14 protein-coding genes are annotated in these 18,423 nt (G+C 40.3%); all 14 read left to right on the top strand.

What is annotated here, in order from left to right; translation table 11 throughout:
• Positions 1-1,356, top strand: a complete 1,356-nt coding sequence (nuoF, locus tag B3P23_RS12995; protein ID WP_293926678.1) for an NADH-quinone oxidoreductase subunit NuoF — start codon at positions 1-3, stop codon at positions 1,354-1,356.
• A gap of 25 nt (positions 1,357-1,381) precedes the next feature.
• Positions 1,382-2,395, top strand: a complete 1,014-nt coding sequence (locus B3P23_RS12990) for a 2Fe-2S iron-sulfur cluster-binding protein (protein ID WP_293926676.1) — start codon at positions 1,382-1,384, stop codon at positions 2,393-2,395.
• Between the two features lies 1 nt (position 2,396).
• Positions 2,397-3,437, top strand: coding sequence for an NADH-quinone oxidoreductase subunit NuoH (gene nuoH, locus B3P23_RS12985; RefSeq protein WP_248755175.1), 1,041 nt, complete (start codon positions 2,397-2,399; stop codon positions 3,435-3,437).
• A 12-nt stretch (positions 3,438-3,449) separates the two neighbouring features.
• Complete coding sequence (locus B3P23_RS12980; protein WP_045753752.1) at positions 3,450-3,962, top strand: NuoI/complex I 23 kDa subunit family protein; 513 nt, start codon at positions 3,450-3,452, stop codon at positions 3,960-3,962.
• A gap of 10 nt (positions 3,963-3,972) precedes the next feature.
• Positions 3,973-4,470 carry an NADH-quinone oxidoreductase subunit J gene (locus tag B3P23_RS12975; RefSeq protein WP_094771699.1) on the top strand — a complete coding sequence of 166 codons (498 nt, stop codon included), beginning with the start codon at positions 3,973-3,975 and terminating at the stop codon, positions 4,468-4,470.
• A complete protein-coding gene (nuoK, locus tag B3P23_RS12970; RefSeq protein WP_045753750.1) occupies positions 4,470-4,799 on the top strand; it encodes an NADH-quinone oxidoreductase subunit NuoK in 330 nt (109 codons plus the stop codon). The genes B3P23_RS12975 and nuoK overlap by 1 nt, the downstream gene beginning before the upstream one ends.
• A gap of 32 nt (positions 4,800-4,831) precedes the next feature.
• A complete protein-coding gene (gene nuoL, locus B3P23_RS12965; RefSeq protein WP_293926664.1) occupies positions 4,832-6,751 on the top strand; it encodes an NADH-quinone oxidoreductase subunit L in 1,920 nt (639 codons plus the stop codon).
• A 25-nt stretch (positions 6,752-6,776) separates the two neighbouring features.
• Positions 6,777-8,222 (top strand): complex I subunit 4 family protein, encoded by a 1,446-nt coding sequence (locus B3P23_RS12960; protein ID WP_293926661.1) that lies wholly within the window; start codon positions 6,777-6,779, stop codon positions 8,220-8,222.
• A 36-nt stretch (positions 8,223-8,258) separates the two neighbouring features.
• Positions 8,259-9,638 (top strand): NADH-quinone oxidoreductase subunit N, encoded by a 1,380-nt coding sequence (locus tag B3P23_RS12955; protein WP_293926658.1) that lies wholly within the window; start codon positions 8,259-8,261, stop codon positions 9,636-9,638.
• 112 nt (positions 9,639-9,750) lie between these two features.
• Complete coding sequence (locus tag B3P23_RS12950; RefSeq protein WP_293926655.1) at positions 9,751-10,377, top strand: RNA polymerase sigma-70 factor; 627 nt, start codon at positions 9,751-9,753, stop codon at positions 10,375-10,377.
• A gap of 229 nt (positions 10,378-10,606) precedes the next feature.
• Positions 10,607-11,803: a FecR family protein gene (locus B3P23_RS12945; protein WP_293926653.1), complete on the top strand. Its 1,197-nt coding sequence runs from the start codon at positions 10,607-10,609 to the stop codon at positions 11,801-11,803.
• A gap of 250 nt (positions 11,804-12,053) precedes the next feature.
• Positions 12,054-15,563, top strand: a complete 3,510-nt coding sequence (locus B3P23_RS12940; RefSeq protein WP_293926650.1) for a SusC/RagA family TonB-linked outer membrane protein — start codon at positions 12,054-12,056, stop codon at positions 15,561-15,563.
• Between the two features lie 3 nt (positions 15,564-15,566).
• Entirely contained in the window at positions 15,567-16,928 is a 1,362-nt protein-coding gene (locus tag B3P23_RS12935; protein ID WP_293926647.1) for a RagB/SusD family nutrient uptake outer membrane protein, read from the top strand.
• A 90-nt stretch (positions 16,929-17,018) separates the two neighbouring features.
• Entirely contained in the window at positions 17,019-18,422 is a 1,404-nt protein-coding gene (locus B3P23_RS12930; protein ID WP_293926644.1) for a TlpA family protein disulfide reductase, read from the top strand.
• The last annotated feature ends 1 nt before the right edge of the window (position 18,423 follow it).

The following is an 18,423-nucleotide window of genomic DNA, read 5'->3' as shown; positions in this document are numbered from 1 at the left end:
ATGGCACGTAAACTTTTGCTAACACATATTGATGTCCCGGGAATCCAAACTTTCGAAGTATATCGTCAACAAGGGGGGTATCGTGCTGTAGAAAAAGCACTTAAGACGATGTCTCCTGATGATGTTGTTGAAGAAGTTAAGAAGTCAGGTCTTCGTGGAAGAGGCGGAGCAGGATTTCCTACCGGAATGAAGTGGAGCTTCTTGGCAAAACCAGAAGGTGTGCCTCGTTATTTAGTCTGCAATGGTGATGAATCTGAACCTGGCACTTTTAAAGACCGGTTTTTGATGACCCACATTCCGCATGCACTGTTGGAAGGTATGATTGTTTCCAGCTATGCTTTGGGAGCTAAAACTTCTTATATCTATGTTAGAGGTGAGATGATGCCCCAAATCCGTATTCTGGAACGGGCGATAGAGGAAGCAAAATCTGCTGGTTTTTTAGGTAAAAATATCTTGGGATCGGGCTATGATTTAGAAATTTATGTTCAACCGGGTGCTGGAGCTTATATATGTGGAGAAGAGACCGCTCTGTTGGAATCTTTAGAAGGTAAAAGAGGTAACCCGCGGATAAAGCCGCCATTTCCAGCAATAGCTGGCTTATACGGTTGTCCAACTGTTGTCAACAATGTTGAATCAATTGCAGCAACTGTCCCCATTATCAATGATGGAGGTGAAGAATATGCCAAAATTGGTATTGAACGGAGTACGGGTACAAAATTAATATCTGCCAGCGGTAATTTGCTGAAACCAGGTGTATATGAAATAGAATTGGGTTTGTCTGTCGAAGAATTTATCTATTCCGATGAATATTGTGGAGGTATGGCAAATGGGAAGAAATTGAAAGCAGTTGTGGCTGGAGGTTCTTCTGTTCCCATTTTACCTGCAAATTTGATCTTAAAAACGGCGAATGGTCAAAATCGATTAATGACTTATGAATCCTTAGCTGATGGAGGCTTCCAAACGGGAACTTCGATGGGCTCTGGTGGTTTCATTGCTTTCGATGAGGATCAATGCATTGTCCGTAATACGTGGAATTTTAGTCGTTTTTATCATCATGAAAGTTGTGGACAGTGTTCTCCTTGTCGTGAAGGAACAGGATGGATGGAAAAAGTGTTGCATAAAATTGAGATGGGGCATGGTAGTTTGTCAGATATTGAATTGCTTTGGGATATCCAAAGACGTATAGAAGGAAATACCATATGTCCTTTAGGGGATGCTGCAGCATGGCCAGTTGCAGCAGCGATTCGTCATTTTAGAGATGAGTTTGAATGGCATATCAATCATCCAGAGGATGCATTGACAAGAAATTATGGATTAGCACATTATGCAGATCCTTTAGTACCGATTGTTTCTTAATTAGATTGATAAACGAGATACGAAGATGGCAGAAGAGGTAAAATTGAAAGTTATTATAGATGGTATTCCTGTAGAAGTAACACCAGGCACTACGATTTTGAACGCGGCACGTCAGATCGGTGGAGATATTGTTCCTCCAGCGATGTGTTACTATTCCAAATTGGAGGGCACTGGGGGTAAATGCCGTACCTGTCTGGTTAAGGTATCAAAAGGATCGGAAAAAGATCCTCGTCCGATGCCCAAGCTGGTTGCTTCATGTCGAACAACGGTTATGGATGGTATGGAAGTTGAAAATATCACTTCACCTGATGTTGTCGAGGCACGTAAAGCTATCGTCGAAATGTTACTTATAAATCATCCACTGGACTGCCCTATTTGTGATCAGGCTGGAGAGTGTAAATTGCAAGATTTGGGTTTTGAGCATGGTTCTGCGCAGACACGCTATGAGTTTGATCGCCGTACATTTGAACGTATTGACATTGGAGAGAAAATACAATTGCATATGAATCGATGCATTTTATGCTATCGCTGTGTATTTGTTGCGGATCAGATCACAGATAAACGTGTCCATGGTATTATAGGACGTGGAGACCATGCTGAGATTTCGACTTATATCCAAAATGTCATTGATAATGATTTTTCAGGAAATGTCATTGATGTATGTCCGGTAGGTGCTTTGACAGATCGAACTTTCCGATTTAAGAACCGTGTTTGGTTTACAAAACCTGTAGATGCGCATCGTGATTGTCCAACTTGCTCAGGTAAGGTGACTTTATGGTATAAAGGGGCTGATGTTATACGTGTGACCGCAAGGAAAGATGAATTTGGTGAAGTAGAAGAATTTATCTGTAATACCTGTCGCTATGATAAAAAAGAAACTCGCGATTGGAAATTAGAGGAACCAACGCCAATTAGCGATCAATCTGTGATTGCTTCTAATCATTACACGCGTTTTAATCCACCAGCAGTTATTGAAAATGATCCTGTACTACAGGAACAAAATTTAGAACAACTGGCTAGAACTGAAAAATTGAAATAATATGGAGTGGTCATTTGTCATCGAAAAATTTGCCCTTGTCACAATTGTATTTGTTGTCACACTTGTGATCGCGATGTACTCGACATTGGCGGAGCGTAAGATTGCTGGATTTATGCAGGATCGTTACGGTCCAGACCGAGCAGGAATTTTTGGCTTATTGCAACCATTCTGTGATGGTGGGAAATTCTTTTTTAAAGAAGAAATCATTCCTGCCGGAGCACATAAGGCTTTATTTATCATCGGTCCCACTATTGCTATCATTACAGCATGCATCAGTTCTGCTGTTATTCCATGGGGCCAATCGTTAACGATCGGTGATCGTGTAATTTCACTACAAGTTGCGGATGTGAATGTCGGTATTCTTTATATGTTTGGTGTCATTGCATTGGGGGTATATGGTATTATGTTAGGGGGTTGGGCATCGAACAATAAATTTTCTCTGATGGGGGCTATTCGAGCTGCTTCACAGAGTATCAGTTATGAGATTGCGATGGGATTATCCATTATTGCTTTATTGATGATTACAGGATCACTATCCCTAAAAGAGATCGTTGCAGGCCAATCGGGATTTGTTAATTGGAATATTTGGTCTCAACCGTTAGGCTTTATCATTTTTATGGTTTGTGCTTTTGCGGAGTGTAACCGTGTTCCATTTGATTTGCCAGAATGTGAGACCGAATTGGTCGGAGGTTATCATACAGAATACTCTTCGATGAAATTGGGACTCTATATGTTCTCTGAATATATCAATATGTTTGTTTCCTCGGCATTAATGGCTTCTCTTTATTTCGGAGGGTATAATTTCCCTTTTATGAATGACTTAGGTCTTTCGGAGAATTGGATAACGATTCTAGGCGTATTGGCGTTCTTTATTAAAATATTTGCTTTTATCTTTTTCTTTATGTGGGTGCGATGGACTTTACCAAGATTCCGTTATGACCAATTAATGAATCTGGGATGGAAGATGTTAATCCCTTTAGCCATAGCAAATATCGTTTTAACAGGAATTATTACATTGATTAAGGATACATATTTTTCATAGAAAGGAACCGTTATGCAACCACTAAGTAATAGGAAAAAAGTTTTAGAACAGAAACCGATGAATTTTATGGAAAGGATTTATTTCCCAGCCATTGTAAAAGGTTTGTCCATTACGTTAAGACATTTTTTTAAAAAAATACCTACGATTAAATATCCCGAGCAACAACGACCTTTTTCTAAAAATTTTAGGGGACAACACTCTTTAAAACGAGATGAAGAAGGGCGTGAGCGTTGTACAGCTTGTGGATTATGCGCCTTGTCATGTCCCGCAGAGGCGATCACGATGATTGCTGCAGAACGAAAAAATGACGAAAAGCATTTATACCGAGAAGAGAAATATGCCGCAGTATATGAAATCAATATGCTCCGTTGTATTTTCTGTGGTCTTTGCGAAGAAGCATGTCCTAAAGAAGCCATTTATTTGGATGGACCACATGTGACCGCCGATTATTTACGTAAAGATTTCATTTATGGAAAAGATAAGTTGGTAGAACCAAAATTTGATATTACAAAGTTGAATAGTTAATCAAAGACTTATGACCGTTTTTTATTTAGTTGCTTTCCTTTCTATTTTTTTCGCGCTGATGACCATCTTCACGAAAAACCCGGTGCATAGTGTTCTGTATCTCGTAATTACGTTTTTTACATTTACCATTCACTATATTTTATTAAATGCACAGTTTTTGGCTGTGGTGAATTTCATTGTATATATGGGTGCAATTATGGTGCTCTTTTTATTTGTACTGATGTTGTTGAATCTCAATAAAGATACAGAGCCTATGAAATCCAATCTAGTAAAAATGATGGGTGTGATTGCAGGTTGCTGTTTGGTAGTTGTTCTTTTTGGTGCATTTCGAGTTTTTGACTTGTCAAATCCTTTGATTGTAAAAGATCCTGATATCGGTTTAGTGAAAAATTTGGGAAAAGTATTATTTAAAGAGTTCCTGCTTCCGTTTGAATTGTCTTCGATTCTATTGTTAACGGCTATGATTGGGGCAGTTTTATTGGCGAAAAAAGAAACAAGGAAAGTATAATGGAAGCAGCAATTCAACAATTACAAGGTGTTCCAATCAATCATTATTTGATTTTTTGCAGTATAATTTTCGTCATTGGTGTTATCGGTGTTCTTATTCGTCGCAATGTCATCATTATGATGATGTCGATTGAATTGATGTTGAACGCCGTTAATCTTTTATTAGCCGCATTTTCAGTACAACATGGTGATGCGTCGGGCCAAGTATTTGTATTCTTTATCATGGCGCTGGCAGCAGCAGAGGTTGCAGTCGGTTTAGCGATTATTATTATGGTATATCGAAATACGAAGTCAGTAGACATTGAGTCTCTACATAAACTTCGTTGGTAATTTAGAGCATTAAAAAAAGAAAGATAATAGCTATGCGTGATTTAATTTGGTTAATTCCTTTATTGCCCTTGATTGGATTTCTGATTAATGGGTTAGGACGACAGGTACTTTCAAAAGGTTTGGTAGGTTTTATCGGTAGTGCTACCGTATTTGTTTCCTTTCTATTGAGTTGTACCCTATTTGCATCTATTTATGAGGACCGTATAAATGGTGAAAGTGGAATTATACTGCATCATATTTTTGATTGGATCAAGATTGGGAATTTAGATATTTCTCTTTCTTTTCTGGTCGATCCTTTAAGTGCAATTATGTTACTCGTTGTAACGGGTATAGGATTTTTAATACATATCTACTCGATTGGATATATGCATCAGGATGCTGGCTTTGCCAAATATTTTGCCTATCTGAATTTGTTTATCTTTTTTATGCTGCTGCTCGTGATGGGCTCGAATTACTTGGTCATGTTTATTGGCTGGGAAGGGGTAGGACTATGTTCCTATTTATTGATTGGCTTTTGGTATAAAAATAGTGATTATGGCGCAGCCGCGAAGAAGGCTTTTGTCATGAACCGCATCGGTGATTTGGGGTTTCTGTTAGCCGTTTTCTTTATATTCAATGCATTTGGTTCTTTAGAATTTGCAACGGTTTTTCAATCTGCAAAAAACTATCCTGTAGGGGATATGACCTTATTAACGATTACACTTTTATTATTTGTTGCAGCGACGGGTAAGTCTGCTCAGATCCCTTTATTTACCTGGCTACCGGACGCTATGGCTGGACCGACACCTGTATCAGCTCTAATACACGCTGCTACCATGGTGACCGCTGGGATATATATGATCGCCCGTTCTAATATTATGTTTGTTCTTTCTCCTCTTACGCTTCAGATCATTGCAATAGTAGGTGTCTGCACTGCACTTTTTGCAGCAGCAGTTGCACTAACACAAAATGATATCAAGAAAGTATTGGCCTATTCGACCGTGTCGCAGCTAGGTTATATGTTCTTAGGCTTAGGAGTAGGCGCATTTACTGGAGCTTTCTTTCATGTATTGACCCACGCATTCTTTAAAGCTTTATTATTTTTAGGTGCAGGATCAGTTATTCACGGGATGAGCAATGAGCAAGATATGCGTAAGATGGGCGGTTTAAAAAAAGCGTTGCCTGTCACCTATATCACGATGTTGATTGGTACTATTGCCATTTCGGGGATTCCTCCCTTTTCCGGTTTCTTCTCTAAAGACGAAATTTTAGCTCATGCTTTTGCTGCTAACCCAGTTTTTTGGATTTTGGGATTTGCCGGAGCTTTGATGACTGCTTTTTATATGTTCAGATTGATTTATCTGACCTTTTTCGGGACTTTTAGAGGTACTGAAGAGCAAAAACATCACTTACATGAGTCTCCTAAATCGATGACTTTTCCCTTAATTATTTTGGCGGTATTATCTATTTTTGGAGGAGTCTTAAATCTTCCTGAGGTATTAGGGGGAAATGCTTGGTTGGCTAATTTCTTATCCCCCGTATTTGCAGATGGTGCTCGTCTACAACATACGCATGCCATTGCGCATAGTACAGAATATATGTTAATGGGCGTATCTATTGTTGGAGTTTTAGTAATGGCATTTGTTGCTTACAATAAATATGTCAAGCAAGGGGTTGTTCCGCAGCATGATCAAGTGGCAAGGACTGGCCTTGCAAAACTTTCTTATCATAAATTTTATGTCGATGAAATCTATGATCAATTGATTGTAAAACCGATTAATTGGTTATCTGTATTTTTTGCACAGGTTGTAGATGCTTCAGGCATCGATGGTTTGGTCAATGCAATTGGTAGATCATCATTTATGACAGGAAAGGGAGTACGTCTTTTACAAAGTGGAAATGTAGGTTTCTATCTTTTACTGATGGTAGTTGGGGCAATTGCCATCTTTATATACGGTTTATTGAGTTTTTAACATTGTAATAGCTATTTGATAATCAATGGATAACCTATTTTTACTTATTTTAACCCCTATCATTGGCGCAATCTTTTTACTATTTGTATGTCAACATGCATTAGCGAAAAAAGGGGCGTTGATTTTGTCTTTGATCACGTTGGGTCTGACTATTCCTTTTATTTGTCAATTCAATGCTTCAGGTGACTTTAATTATGAACAATCCTATCCATGGATTGCTGCTCTTGGAGTAAATTTTCATATTGGTATTGACGGTATTAGTTTGCCTTTATTGGTTTTAACAAATGTTTTAGTGCCATTGATTGTGCTCACGACTTTTAAAAAACCTTTTAAAGGTGATTTCTATGCATTGATGTTTTTCATGCAAAGCGGTTTGATGTTAGTGTTCTCTGCTATGGATGCTTTTACATTTTATGTGGGATGGGAAGCTGCTTTAATTCCGATTTATTTTATATGTGCATTGTGGGGTGATGGAGATCGAATTCGAGTTAATTTAAAGTTCTTTGTCTATACGTTTTTTGGTAGTTTATTGATGTTGATTGCCATATTATATCTACACCAACAGGTTGCTACCCATGATTTTGAATGGCATTCTTTTGTATCACTCGATTTGGATGCTTCTACACAACGTTGGATATTTTGGGCATTCTTTATTGCTTTTGCTATTAAAATACCCATTTTTCCTTTTCATACTTGGCAACCCAATACGTATACTCATGCTCCTGCTGCAGGCACGATGCTATTAGCGGGGATTATGTTGAAAATGGGTGTTTACGGTTTATTGCGTTGGTTATTGCCCGTTGTGCCAGAAGCTGTTGCCAGCTATGGTCAACTAGTGATGGTTTTATGTGTTTTTGCTGTTGTATATGCTTCCATCATTGCTATCCAGCAACAGGATGCTAAGCGACTGATCGCGTATTCGTCTATTGCTCACGTCGGATTAATTAGTGCAGGTGTGTTTACCTGGAATTTAACGGGTATGAGTGGTGCTATGATGCAGATGGTTAATCATGGGATATCTGTTGTTGGTTTATTTTTCGTACTTGATATCATTCAAGATCGAACCGGTTCAAGAGATTTAAGAGATTTAGGCGGTATTGCAAAGCAAGCTCCACGATTGGCAATTGTGTTTTTGATTATCGTAATGGGAGCAATTGGCTTACCATTAACCAATGGTTTTATTGGTGAATTTTTACTATTAAAAGGCATTTATGAATATGGCATTTGGTATGCAGTTTTCGGAGGATTAACTTTGATTTTGGGAGCTGTCTATATGTTAAGGTTATACCAAAAAACAATGCTCGGAACAACATCTGAAAAGACTGCGTCTTTTGCAGATATTTCTGGTGTCGAATTATATACACTAATAATCATTTCAGCATTGATTATTTATTTAGGAATTTTTCCAAATAGCTTATTGCATATTTCTTCAGAGTCATTGGCTGTATTAACGACCTTCCTCGGAAGATAATTTTAGACTTAAACTTTACGAATAATAGATTCGATTATGGGGGCGATTATTACATTATCAATATTAGCATTATTGGTACTTTATTTAGGATTATTTAAAGCAAATAAATCATTATTACCGGTATCCTTAGTTGGACTCCTTGTCGTCATCGGTCTATTGATCAATGACTGGAAAGGAGTAGCTATACCTTTATATAACGGCATGGTCTTATTTGATCATTATGCGGTAGCATTCTCCATACTTTGTACCGTGATTACGCTCCTGGTTTTTATACTATCTAAAGGGTATTTCACGTCTTCTAGTGATCATGTGGCAGAATATTATACCTTATTATTATTCTCCTTAACTGGAGCAGTGTTGGTCAATAGTTTCCACAATTTGGCACTATTGTTTTTAGGGATAGAGATTATGTCTGTTGCCTTATATATCTTGGTAGGGATAAGAAAAAAGGATCCTGCTTCCAATGAGGCAGCGATTAAGTATTTCATTATGGGAGCGTTTTCTACCGGATTTTTGCTCTTCGGTATCACTTTGTTATATGGCGCTTCAGGATCCTTTGATCTTGCCATGATTAAAGGTTATGTCACCAGTCATCCTAATGAGATCTCTCCACTTTTTTACGGCGGTATATTATTGATGATTATCGGTCTGATTTTCAAAGTCGGTGCCGCACCTTTTCATTTCTGGACTGCAGATGTTTATGATGGAGCTCCGATCTTGATTACGAGCTTTATGAGTACTGTTGTTAAGATTGCATCTTTTGCCGGCTTGCTTCGTTTGTTTACTTTCTCCCTATTACCTTTACAGGATTTTTGGATACCAATCTTTTTGGGAATCGCTATAATCACGTTATTTATAGGTAATCTGTCAGCATTAATGCAATCGTCATTTAAAAGAATGTTGGTGTATTCCAGTATTTCACATGCAGGGTATATGCTGTTTGCTATTATTGGTGTAGGAATAAACTCTGCCAATGCTATTTTTGTGTACGGAGCTTCCTATTCTTTAGCTACTCTAACTGCTTTTGCCGGATTGATTTTAGTGAAACGCGCTATAGGTTCAGATCATTTCGAGTCCTTCAATGGGTTAGCAAAAAAGAACCCCTATTTAGCAGCTATCCTGACTATAGCGATGCTATCGTTAGCAGGTATTCCACTTACAGCAGGCTTTATTGGAAAATTTATGATGTTCAGCGCTGTAATGGCTGATTATCATATTCTGTTATTGATTTTAGCGGTTTTGAATGCGGCAGTTGCGGTTTACTACTATTTAAAGGTGGTGGTAGCGATGTATTTTAGAGGTGGTGAAGGAAAGCATATTCCAATAAATATGAATTATGTTTTACTTTTTATCGTGACCACCGTCTTAACGATTTTAATCGGTGTCTACCCAAACTGCTTTATGGGGTTAATTTAGACGGTATAATATTTGTGAATATTGCGTGCATAGTTTATATAAGCTATGCATTTTTTAGTTGGTACTTAGGCAGTAATGGTAAACTTTTGGATAGCGAATAGTTTTTCTATATTTGAGTAAGATTATTTCTACCTATGTTATGGCTTTTAGACCACATTCTAATGAATCTGCATTGATGTTTGCTGCCGCAAATGGTGATGAACGTGCTTTCAGTAAACTGTTTTACTGGTATTATAAACAGTTGGGAGCTTATGTTTTTAAAATAACGGATTCCCAAATTTTAGCTGAAGAGATTGTGCAGGATGCTTTTGTCAAGATCTGGCTACGGCGCAGTACGTTAGAGAATATTACCAGTTTTGGAGCATATCTATTAACGATCTGTCGTCACGATACGTTTAAAGCACTAAAGAAAATAGCGGCACATAAAGTTTTACAGGCAGAATTGGAGCAATATCTGATGCAAGAGGAGGAAATGGCACTTTTGGACAATCCTGCAGAGGAGTTTCGTACTATTATCGCAAAGTCTGTCGAAAAGCTGCCCGAGCAGCAGCGTAAAGTTTATATCATGAGCCGTTATGATCGGCTCAAGTATGAGGAAATTGCTCAAAAACTTGGACTGTCTCCGACCACTGTCAAAAAGCACATCCAGCTTGCGACTAAGTTTATACAAGAAGATATTGCAACCAATAAGTTTGATATCGGATTAATCATTATTCTGACGACTCCATTAATACTTTAAATTTTTAGAGCATATACATATACCGTATTTTTAGATGTTGGATTTAAAAATTTCGTTTTTTTCATCCAAAACCTCCGAGAGCAGTTTTACATTTTATAAGCTGTAGTTTTACTTTTTTTCTTTTTGCTTACTCCCTTTTTCATCTTTATATGCTCTATATATATGAAGCGGCAGATAATTGGATTGGAAATCCTCTTGATATCTGTCCGGATTTTGAGAAAAGTAAATTATGCAAGCAAGATTTGATTATTTATTTTGGCGTTATATCGGACGAAAGGCCAGCTCACTAGAGTACAAAGAGTTTTATAACTGTGTTCATAGTGGTGGCTTTGATCAGAGGTTACAGGAATTGATGGATGACAGCGCCAAAGTAACTGGTGTTAATGAAGTTGCTGATGATTGCTTTCGACCTGGAGCAGCAGAGCGTATGCTTGCTCAGGTTTTTATTGAATCGCCAGTTGAGATGCGGATTTCTCCGAACAAAGTTTGGTTACGTATCGCTATTGCAATTGCAGCCTCACTTTTGCTTTTTATTGGATTATATTTTTATGTGCAGCAGCAAGATATTAGGCTACCAGACATCGCTATTGTAACGGATATTGCTCCTGGAACAACAGGTGCTACACTGACTTTAGCCGATGGTCGGAGCATTCGTTTGACCGAGCAGGAAGAAGGAGCACTTGCATATGAAGCCGGTCTTACGATTCGGAAAACGTCCGATGGACAATTGATCTACGAATTATCCGCTCAGCAGCACCCCGCTTCTGGCAAAGAAAAATTATTGAATAGTCTGAATACTTCGCGTGGTGAAATGTATCAGGTGCGATTGCCTGATGGTACCCGAGTTTATCTCAATGCCTCCACTCAGTTAACTTATAGTCCAAATCTGGTGCAGGAAGGAAAACGTGTTGTAGAGCTGACGGGAGAAGCCTATTTCGAGGTAGCAAAAGACAAATTGCATCCCTTTGTGGTCAAGAGTCCTGGACAAGAAGTAGAAGTATTGGGTACACATTTTAATATAGCCGCATATGCTGATGAGCCTGTGTTCCGTACCACTTTATTGGAGGGGCAGGTGCGTGTTCACGCATCAGGAACGATAGGAAATAGCGACCGTGTGCTGCGTCCAGGTGAACAGGCTACTTTGACAGAGGGCGCATTTATAGTCAACGAGGTGATTGCAACAGATGCCATGAGTTGGACGAAAGGATATTTTCTGTTTAACGACGAGCCCCTGGAGAGCATCATGCGTAAGATAGCCCGATGGTATAATGTAACAGTTGAATATAAACCAGAAGCACCTTTGAACATGAAATTTAACGGAACCGTATCACGCTATGCTCATGTATCACAAGTACTCCGTAAGCTCGAGCTGACCAACGCGGTCCGATTCCATATTGAAAAACGAAAGATTATCGTAGAGCGATAGGAAACCGTTCACAAACTATCCGTTAACCCTAAATAAAGATGAAAAGATGAAAGATACAGAAAATGACAGCTGATTAGTATAGCGACATTCAACAGGATCAGGAGCATGTGGCGTGCCCCTGATCTAATGAGTTGAATTAAACAAAACTGCTTATGAATCAAGTTTTTATTTAATCGCTAACCAAATGTATAAAAAAAATACGAAATTCTGGTACGGCTCCAAAGGCCGTATTGTAAAAATACTATGCATCATGAAATTGACAGTTGTTTTATGGATTGTGGCATTTATGCAAGTCAGTGCAGCTAGTTTTGGGCAGACGCTGACCTACAGTAAACAGCATACAACGTTGCGGGAAGTCATTCAACAGATCAAAGAGCAGACCGGCTACGATGTACTTTGGCCGTCTGGAGCGTTAAATCCAGGAGAAAAAATTACAGTGAATTTTCGTTCAACACCGGTGCGTGAGGTGATTGAAGTATTACTGATAGGTAAACCTTTGGCTTACAGTCTAGACGATGCAACCTTTGTGATCCGATCTTTACCAAAGGGGTCACAGGTTGCGGTCAAAGGAGTAGCGGTTTCAGTACAGCAGATTACTGTTCGGGGGAAGGTCGTTGATGAAAAGGGAAAAGGTTTGCCAGGTGCGACTATTAGGCTGAAAGGTTCACAAACGAATATCGGTATAACCAGTAGTGAGTCTGGTGACTTTATGTGGAATGTACCTGGTCGAGATGCGATTCTTTCGGTTTCTTATATAGGTTATGAAACCAAAGAGGTAAGTGTATCGGGGGCTGATGTGGAGCTGATCATTCGTATGGTGCCGCTCCCACAAGGGTTGAATGAGGTGACTATTGTTAATACCGGCTATCAAGAGGTACCCAAAGAGCGGGCGACAGGTTCTTTCGATTTCTTGAACAAAGAGCTGATCAACAGAAGTAATGGAGCTAATATCTTGTCCCGTTTGGAGGGACTAACTCCGAGTTTATTGGTAGATAGAAGAGGTAATCGTGGTGCTCCTCGTCCTGAAGATATGAGTATCCGGGGGTTAAGTTCTATGGATAATGCAACGGTTCCGCCTTTGATCGTCCTAGACAATTTTCCTTATGATGGTGATATCGGTAGCATCAATCCCAATGATGTGGAAAGCATTACCGTATTGAAAGATGCGGCTGCATCCTCGATCTGGGGGGCGCGGGCAGGCAATGGGGTTATTGTGATTACAACCAAAAAAGGAGCTTATGATCGTCCATTATCTGTTTCGGTTACTGCTAATACGGCAGTCAGCGCCAAACCAGATCTGTTCAGTTTAAGGCAGATGAGCACATCGGACTGGATCGATGTGGAGACGCGTTTGTTTAAAGAGGGTGCTTATACCTCGGCGATCAATAACACCTCTTCCAGGCCTTTTCTGACTCCAGTAGTAGAGACTTGGGCACAGACATTAGGTTCCAATCCCAAGCTCACCGAGAGTCAGGCAGAGGCACAGATCGATCAGTGGCGTGACCTGGATGTACGGCATGATTACCTGCGCTATGCGTATCGGCCAGCCGTTAGTCAACAGTATGCATTAGCATTCTCCGGAGGTGCAAGGTCCTTCAACTATAATATCTCGGGGGGTTACGATCGGCAATTGCAAGAGCTACGTACGAATAATAGCGACCGAGCAACCTTACGGACAGATTTTTCGTACAAACCGTTAACCAATCTAGAGATCAGTGCTAGTACCCTCTATACCCAAAGGCTCAGTCGTTTGCGGGGATCTCAGAGTCCTGGTTTACAGTATACATTGGGAACAAACCCCTATATGCTCTTAGCGGATGAAGCGGGAAATCCTTTGGTGGTGGGGCGTGATATCCGCAGTCAGTTTCTGGATGAACAGGCCGATCCTCGTTATTTGGACTGGCGGTACCGTCCGCTAGAAGATATGGAAGACAGCTACAACACGATCAAAAACTACGACCTGTTGCTCAATCTTGCCGCGCGTTACAAGATTACTAATTTTCTGAAGGCCGAGCTGAGTTACCAATATGGAAGGGGATTGGGAGAAGGTCGTGACTTGTATCGAGAGGATTCTTATTATACCCGAAATAAAATCAATCTTCTAACTCAATTTCCGAACGGTGAACTCCTGCGCAATCTACCTTTAGGTGGTATTTTAAAGCAGTTCAATAGTAACAACAGAACATCTAATTTGCGTGGGCAGATTAATATCGATCAAAATTGGACCTATAAACATCAGCTGACGGCGGTAATCGGTTTTGAGCGCAGAGAAAATAATCGGACGTCCAATACCCGAACGGTGTATGGCTATGACGAAGATAACTTGACTTTTGCGGAGGTCAACAATACGATGCGTATCATCAATTTTGGGGCCTATCAAACTTTACCTAGCGAAATTTCTTTTTCTGATCAAACTCAGCGCTTTGTGTCGGGCTATGTCAATGCTGCTTATACTTATTTAGACCGGTATACACTATCAGGGAGTGCACGTAAGGATGCAGCCAATCTTTTTGGCGTCAATACCAATCAAAAGGGGGTTCCTTTTTGGTCGGCCGGGGCCAGCTGGGAAATTTCCAAAGAACCCTTTTATGCACTGACAGCATTACCGTATTTACGGTTGCGGGGTAGCTATGGTTATCAGGGCAATACCAATCCATTGGTCAGCGCTTTCAGTACGATTCAATATGAGCAATACCCAGACTATAATTATAATTTACCCTATGCCAATTTGCTTCGTCCTGCCAATGATGATTTGCGCTGGGAGCGTGTTGGCATGCTCAATCTAGGGTTGGACTTTAGACTTCGGGATAAGCGATTATCCGGTAGTATTGAGTATTATACCAAAAATGCCCAAGATCTGCTCTTCTTCGCTCCCTTAGGCTATAGCACTGGATTTCTTGGCGCATTATACAATAATACCGCTTTAAAAGCAAAAGGTTTTGATTTGAGCCTACATTCTGTTAACCTTTCTCCTACAAGCCATATCGGTTGGACTACCGATTTTTTCGTAAGTTATGCTGCCAATAGGGTGACAGCCTACAAACCAACTAATCCACCGACCAGCCAAAGCTTTGTGGGAACTGGTATAGCAGCAGTCAATAGTATTCATATGGTCGGCAAGCCTGCTTCGGCACTTTTTGCCTACGCTTGGGGCGGTCTGGATCCCTTAACTGGTGATCCGCAAGGCTATCTTGATGGACAAATCAGTAAAGATTACAGCGCTATTTTTGCTAGTGATCCTAGCCAATTACACTATTTTGGACCGAGCACGCCCACCTATATATCCGGATTCCGCAATACGTTTACATTTAAAAATATTAGCCTGTCTGCGAATATCACGGGCAAGTTTGGTTATTATTTTAGACGCGAAAGTGTTAATTATTCTGCTCTTCTACCAAGCTTTCTCAGCCCTGGAATTAAAGAAGGTCATTCTGATTATAGTTTGCGTTGGCAGCAGCCAAGTGACGAGCAGAAAACCGATGTGCCATCCTTTATTTATCCCAATGATTCCAATAGAAACGAATTTTACGAGCAGTCAGCCGTTTTGGTGGAGAAGGGGGATCATATTCGTTTGCAAGATTTGGTACTTGGCTACACCCTGGATAAACCACTTTGGGGAATGCGTGCAGCCCGCTTCTTTGTTAATATGAACAATCTAGGCCTCATTTGGCGCACCAATAAACAGAAGCTCGATCCAGATTATCAACCTGGATATAGTGCTCCCCGGATAGTTGCAATCGGATTGAATGCTAATTTTTAAAAGATGAATAAGATGAAAATGACCTTCATATATGTAATTCTAGGCTTGGGAATTATACTTAGCTCCTGTGAGCGGTATCTGGATCTAAAACCTGATAAGAGCCAGGTTGTTCCCGCTACCCTCCAAGACTGTCAGGCATTATTAAATAATGGTATCAATGGAGAATTTCTACCGCAGGCAGTCGAGGTTTCTTCAGATGATTATGTATTGAATAGTTCAGGTTTTAATACCATGAGCCTAGAGGATCGGCAGACGTCTATTTGGCAAGCTGATGCTCAAGTGCAATTTGGCAATTGGTCGGGTCCTTATAAAAGAATTCAGGTAGCCAACCAAATCCTAGAGACCCTATCGAAAATCACCCCTTCAGTTTCCCAACAGACCGAATGGAGCCGTATCAACGGTGCTGCGTTATTATTGCGGTCTATGTCTTTTTTCAGCTTGGCACAAGCCTTTACGCTGCCCTACGATCCAGCTGCAGCAGACCAAGAGCTAGGGATTCCACTTAAATTGACGCCTAGCTTGAGCGAGGCTATTAGCAGGGGCACGGTGCAACAGACCTATGATCGCATTCTTACAGATCTACAAGAGGCTGTAACTTTATTACCAGATCGGCAACCATCGGATATTCCCTCGCGGACTATCCCCATGCCTGTACGTGCAGCTGCTCAGGCTGCGCTAGCTCGGGTATATTTGAGTATGGGAGATTATCCAAATGCATTATTACATGCTGATGCCTGCTTGCAACGTTACAGTACCTTGATTGATTACAAAGATTTGGACGCAGATAGTTATGTACCATTGGAAGCTTATAATGCCGAAGTGCTTTATAGTTACCATAGTGGAGGGAATGTACCCTTTGGGAATGGAAGGATATTACCTGCCATTTATCAAATGTATGTAACCGACGATTTGCGAAAAGATATATTTTTTGGACCTGATATTACAGAGCCGTTCGCTTTTACCGGTTCGTACCAACCCTATAATATTTTTGCCGGATTAGCAACAGATGAGGTGTACCTCATACGTGCCGAATGCCGTGCACGGGCAGGGAATACCACTTTGGCTATGGCCGATCTCAATCTGCTACGGTCAAAACGATGGGACAATAATTTTACCCCATTGGTAGCGGCTACTGCACAAGAGGCCCTCGATTTGATTATTGCTGAACGACGCAAGGAATTGGTTTATCGTGGCCTTCGCTGGTTCGATCTCCGTCGACTGAATAAAGATCCTCGCTACGCAGTGACATTGACGCGTACCATTGATGGACAGATGTATACACTGCCTCCAAATGATCTCCGATATGCGCTACCGATACCACGAGAAGTATTGGAACGGGAAGATCTGCCGCAGAATAGACGGTAATATTTAATATGGTTAAAAAGTCACCAGTAACCGAGTGATTAGTGACCTTGTCTCTATTCACTCATTACTATTATTAAAAAACAAAATAAAATGAAGATACAGATTATATTGATCGGCTTCTTGCTATGCTTGCTAAAGGGAGGTATATATGCGCAAGATAATGAAGAGGAGAGGCATACCCAATTGATGCAGGCACAGGAAAAAGGTTTAAAAATTGGAGATCAGGTTCCTGAGGTTCTCTTGGACAAAATTGTACATGCGGACGGAACACTAACTTCAGGAAAGCTTTCGGACTATGCCGACCGCTTGTTGATCTTAGATTTTATGTACACGACTTGTAGTTCTTGTATAGGAGGTTTGCCTCATAAGGATCAATTGCAAAAAGAATTTGGCGACCGTGTCAAGATCATGACAGTTGTCGGCGGAGAGTTGTATAGCCCAGGGATGATCGCCCGTGAAAATGCAGACTTTATAAAAAAATACCTGACGAACCCCAATAGTTTTTTAAGTATACGAGGGGTGCAGATCCCATGGGTGGTCGAGAATAAAACATTGAACACCTTATTCCCGCATATCTTGGTTTCGCATCTGGTCTGGATCTATAAAGGTAAGGTGCTTGCTTTTACAGAGGGAGACTATGTAGACCGGCATAACATCAAGATGATCTTGGCCGGAAAAGATCCGGAATTACCTCTTAAAAATGATTTTGTATCTGCTGTAGATGAAAAAACAGCCTTGATTATACAAGGGCATGAGCGTTTCACAGGCAAAATTTCGAAACATTATGTAGCGGTTTTTCCTGCTTATCAGGATGGTGTAGAAACGCGCTCGGGTACAATGATTGATTCAGTAAAAAGAACCCGTCGGGATTACATTATCAATTTACCGATTCTAAATATCTATACCAGCAGGTGGATGCAGGTTTTAGATTCCTTTTTTACATTGGATCCCACCAGTATCGTGTTAGAAGTTAAAGATCCTAGCATGTATGTTGGACTTCAGGATAAAAAAGAATATAATTTAGTTTCTCGTAATAAAACTAACATCTGTTATGAATCTGTTCGTCCTGCTACTGGACAAAATGATAAAGAAGTCGCCTTAACCACCATTCATGATCTGGATCATTTGCTTGGTCTATATGGCCGATTTGAACAGAGAAAAATGAAATCTTTGATTTTGGTACGAAGTGATAGTATTGATCGTTTACGGAGCAAGGGGATACCAAAAGCTGGAGATGTCAAGCTCGATCCTCCAAACATGATCATCAGAAATCAAAAACTGGATTTGCTTGTGTGGCAACTCAATCAACAGTATGGTAATCCACCTGTGTTTGATGAGACAGGTTATAGTGCAATGGTAGATATGGACTTGCAGTTAAATGGCTGGAAAGATATTCCTGCTTTGCGTGCACAGTTGAACACTTATGGATTGGATCTGCGGGAAGAGGAACGAGAACTGAAGGTATTTGTATTGACAGAACGGCATAAACCATAAC

It is taken from the genome of Sphingobacterium sp. UBA6320, from assembly GCF_002440335.1.
Lineage (GTDB): Bacteria > Bacteroidota > Bacteroidia > Sphingobacteriales > Sphingobacteriaceae > Sphingobacterium.
Note: the sequence above shows the minus strand (reverse complement) of the source record. Positions and strands in the feature narration are given on the sequence as shown.

Bases quoted from the DNA above. Each gene is read 5' to 3' on its own strand.
- B3P23_RS12935 (WP_293926647.1), top strand. From the start codon at position 15,567: ATGAATAAGATGAAAATGACCTTCATATATGTAATTCTAGGCTTGGGA.
- nuoK (WP_045753750.1), top strand. From the start codon at position 4,470: ATGGAAGCAGCAATTCAACAATTACAAGGTGTTCCAATCAATCATTAT.
- B3P23_RS12940 (WP_293926650.1), top strand. From the start codon at position 12,054: ATGAAATTGACAGTTGTTTTATGGATTGTGGCATTTATGCAAGTCAGT.
- B3P23_RS12990 (WP_293926676.1), top strand. From the start codon at position 1,382: ATGGCAGAAGAGGTAAAATTGAAAGTTATTATAGATGGTATTCCTGTA.
- B3P23_RS12980 (WP_045753752.1), top strand. From the start codon at position 3,450: ATGCAACCACTAAGTAATAGGAAAAAAGTTTTAGAACAGAAACCGATG.
- B3P23_RS12930 (WP_293926644.1), top strand. From the start codon at position 17,019: ATGAAGATACAGATTATATTGATCGGCTTCTTGCTATGCTTGCTAAAG.
- B3P23_RS12945 (WP_293926653.1), top strand. From the start codon at position 10,607: ATGCAAGCAAGATTTGATTATTTATTTTGGCGTTATATCGGACGAAAG.
- B3P23_RS12955 (WP_293926658.1), top strand. From the start codon at position 8,259: ATGGGGGCGATTATTACATTATCAATATTAGCATTATTGGTACTTTAT.
- B3P23_RS12975 (WP_094771699.1), top strand. From the start codon at position 3,973: ATGACCGTTTTTTATTTAGTTGCTTTCCTTTCTATTTTTTTCGCGCTG.
- B3P23_RS12960 (WP_293926661.1), top strand. From the start codon at position 6,777: ATGGATAACCTATTTTTACTTATTTTAACCCCTATCATTGGCGCAATC.
- nuoF (WP_293926678.1), top strand. From the start codon at position 1: ATGGCACGTAAACTTTTGCTAACACATATTGATGTCCCGGGAATCCAA.
- nuoL (WP_293926664.1), top strand. From the start codon at position 4,832: ATGCGTGATTTAATTTGGTTAATTCCTTTATTGCCCTTGATTGGATTT.
- nuoH (WP_248755175.1), top strand. From the start codon at position 2,397: ATGGAGTGGTCATTTGTCATCGAAAAATTTGCCCTTGTCACAATTGTA.